The 2,813-nt window shown below is 46.5% G+C and carries 4 protein-coding genes; all 4 read right to left on the bottom strand.

The annotated features are described in order from the left end of the window. Positions 1–336: 336 nt before the first annotated feature. A complete protein-coding gene (locus tag EWV68_RS06395) occupies positions 337–573 on the bottom strand; it encodes a ribbon-helix-helix protein, CopG family (RefSeq protein WP_061433291.1) in 237 nt (78 codons plus the stop codon). 475 nt (positions 574–1,048) lie between these two features. Next, positions 1,049–1,510: an HNH endonuclease gene (locus tag EWV68_RS06390; RefSeq protein WP_061433292.1), complete on the bottom strand. Its 462-nt coding sequence runs from the start codon at positions 1,508–1,510 to the stop codon at positions 1,049–1,051. After that, positions 1,497–1,742, bottom strand: a complete 246-nt coding sequence (locus tag EWV68_RS06385) for a hypothetical protein (RefSeq protein WP_002772702.1) — start codon at positions 1,740–1,742, stop codon at positions 1,497–1,499. Before EWV68_RS06385 ends, EWV68_RS06390 begins: the two co-directional genes overlap by 14 nt. Before the next feature lie 297 nt (positions 1,743–2,039). Beyond that, positions 2,040–2,813, bottom strand: a 774-nt coding sequence (locus tag EWV68_RS06380; protein WP_287169227.1) for a formylglycine-generating enzyme family protein, incomplete at its 5' end; no start/stop codon positions are given.

Genomic DNA, 2,813 nt, shown 5'->3' with positions numbered 1-2,813 from the left:
CTTGAACGAGTAAAACTTTCTAGGAAATAAGGTTGAACATGAGATTTTTTCGACTTGTTCAAAGTGGCCGTCCGGCATTCGGACAATCAAAACGGACGGGTCGGAAAGCATAAGACTACCGCTAAGGTAGCAGTATCCTGTGAAGCGTCAACCCCATTCAACGACCATCCTAAAAAGGTGGCGTGGTGAGGAATCACCGTCCGTTTACGGCGGTGAGGATGTCAAGAGTAATCGCCGTTGCACCTATTAACAGACAGTGATTTTTGATCTGCCCTAGAGTATTGCTATCACCTTTGACAAAATCACTAATCGTACAAGTATCGAGCAAAACCAGCACTAAATCACCTCATCTTCTCTAGGTGGGGAAAGTTCCTTTCTATAAGCTTCAAAAACAATAGCATCACTTACCCCTTGAAAATTAAGGATAGTTGACGACCATTGCGACTGTTCCTTTGTGGTAATTAAAAGCTGTATTGCTTCTCGGATCAAAGCATTCTGGGATTTGCCTGTAGAGCGAGATAAAGCCTGTAGTTGCTGACTTAATTCATCTTCCAGATCAAGGTTGAAGTTCATAACTTAAATTAAGCAAATAAGTAGCTGGTTATAATTAAATGAAAAATGGACTTTAGGTTCGATCCCCCCTGCCCCCCTTGATAAGGGGGGTGCCGGTAGGCGGGGGGATCCCCCTTGATAAGGGGGGTGCCGGTAGGCGGGGGGATCCCCCTTGATAAGGGGGCATCTGATAATTTTTAACGCCTACCTACTTATCAATTAACTTTATTATAACAGGATAACTTCTTTCTTTTCTGGGCTGAGATATTTATCAGCGTTTACTATTCTAATAGCAAACTGACCAGCTTTTTGAGCAACTTTACTACCCATAATATCACACCACCTTCCCAACTGATAACCGATAACTCTTGAGTAACGCACAGAAAACGGGTTTCTCCGAGAAACCCGTTTTCTACTCATGCAAAAGGCAAAAAGGGAAATAAATAATCAGGATTAAGCTTTTGTTACTCCCGATCAACCTTTTTTAAACCACGCCTTAAGTCTCACTAATTTCCTGTCGTGGGTCATCCTTGGGTGGATGGAGTTGGCCGGCTATCCATTGCCGTCGGGCATTCTGGATAAAGGGTTCTTCACGACGTTCATCATTCAAATCCAGGCGGTTGCAGGTGGCGCGTCCTGATGGAGTTTTGCCAATAATTTTCAAGGCATCCGCCGACCACAGAAAATGCTCTGACCATATTTGCTGGCGTGGGTTGAACAGTGAAGCTTCTGCCTCGGTTTCTGGGTCAATCCCCGTTGTGAAGTTATAACGCCTTTCATTGCAACGACGACAGGCTAGGGCGAGGTTGTCCAGCGTATCGCTACCACCGAGGGATTGGGGTTGAATATGGTCGATCGAAAGAGGGGCGGAACTGAGGAGTTCGGGATAGTGACAGTATTCACACCGGAACCTAGCGCGTTGTCGAACAATATGGTAGAGCGATTTAGGAATGACCATTTACTCTGGCGGCAATGACAGCGTTGATGTAGCTGAAAATTTGGTCGAGTTCGCCAATCGCTTCTAGCTCAAGGACTTCCTCCGGGGTGAGATCATCAGCTTTTTTCTTGTCAAGAAGCGTCTGCATCCGATCGCCCAGTTCATCTGTAAATTTGAATAGGGTGAGATTATTAATCTGTTGCACCCGCAATCCTTTGGGAATCAGGCTAGAGGGTTTGACAAGAGCGCTCATGGTTGTAGCTGGCTTTTTGAGCAACTTTACTACCCATAATATAACACCACCTTCCCAACTGATAACCGATAACTCTCGAGTAACGCACAGAAAACGGGTTTCTCCGAGAAACCCGTTTTCTACTCATGCAAAAGGCAAAAAGGGGAATAAATAATCAGTCTTTAATAACTGGATTTAGTATAAAATTTAACATTAACGCCATTTTCTCAAAAAAATCGACCCGCCTAAGGGCCGGAAAGAAAAGAAAAAAGAAAAAATAGGGAATGAGGGTAAAAAGGGAAAAAAAGAGGAAAAGGGTTACAAAGTCCTCCCAGCACCGCACACCACCCGAAAACCGTAGTCGCCGCTGTAGTCGCGGCGGTAGTCGTCGTAGCGGGAAGCGGAACGGCAGTTAAATGGATCGATGTACCAAGAACCGCCCCGCAGAGAAGAATGATTATCATACCCATTTTCTGTCCAGACACTGCCATCCCTCGGCGCACCGTCATAGTTATCGTGCCAGGTATCGGCGCACCATTCCCAGACATTGCCGTGCATATCGTACAGTCCGAAGGCATTGGGGGAAAATTGTCCCACAGGAGTCGTTTCTTCTCGATATTCTCCTTTGGGTTCATCAGCGTAGGTTTTGCTGGCATTGTAGTTAGCCAATTCCCCCGTAATGGTTTCCCCAAAGTGAAAGGCGGTTGTTGTCCCCGCTCTACAAGCGTATTCCCATTCCGCTTCACTCGGTAGTCGGTATTCCCGAACCGTTAGTTTCGATAATCTCGCACAGAATTCGATCGCATCGTACCAGTTGACTTGTTCCACGGGTCTATCCCAGCGCGTGGGCGATCCCCCCCTAGCCCCCCCTTCAAAAGGGGGGGAATCGGAAGCCCCCCTTAAAAAGGGGGGTTTGGGGGGATCTTTAAAGTAGGAAGGATCAGGATCAAGGTCTTTTTCTACTTTTAAATCGGTGCGAGAGGCAACTGCTCTCCACTGGGCCTGGGTGACGGGATATTTACCCATGAAAAAGGGGGGGACAGTTACTTGATGTTGAGGACGTTCATCATCAAAACTATCTTTCTCATTTGC

Source organism: Microcystis sp. M_QC_C_20170808_M9Col, from assembly GCF_007095495.1.
Lineage (GTDB): Bacteria > Cyanobacteriota > Cyanobacteriia > Cyanobacteriales > Microcystaceae > Microcystis > Microcystis aeruginosa.
Note: the sequence above shows the minus strand (reverse complement) of the source record. Positions and strands in the feature narration are given on the sequence as shown.

Excerpts from the sequence above, each read along its gene's own strand:
- EWV68_RS06395 (WP_061433291.1), bottom strand. The coding sequence starts at position 573 with ATGAACTTCAACCTTGATCTGGAAGATGAATTAAGTCAGCAACTACAG.
- EWV68_RS06390 (WP_061433292.1), bottom strand. The coding sequence starts at position 1,510 with ATGGTCATTCCTAAATCGCTCTACCATATTGTTCGACAACGCGCTAGG.
- EWV68_RS06385 (WP_002772702.1), bottom strand. The coding sequence starts at position 1,742 with ATGAGCGCTCTTGTCAAACCCTCTAGCCTGATTCCCAAAGGATTGCGG.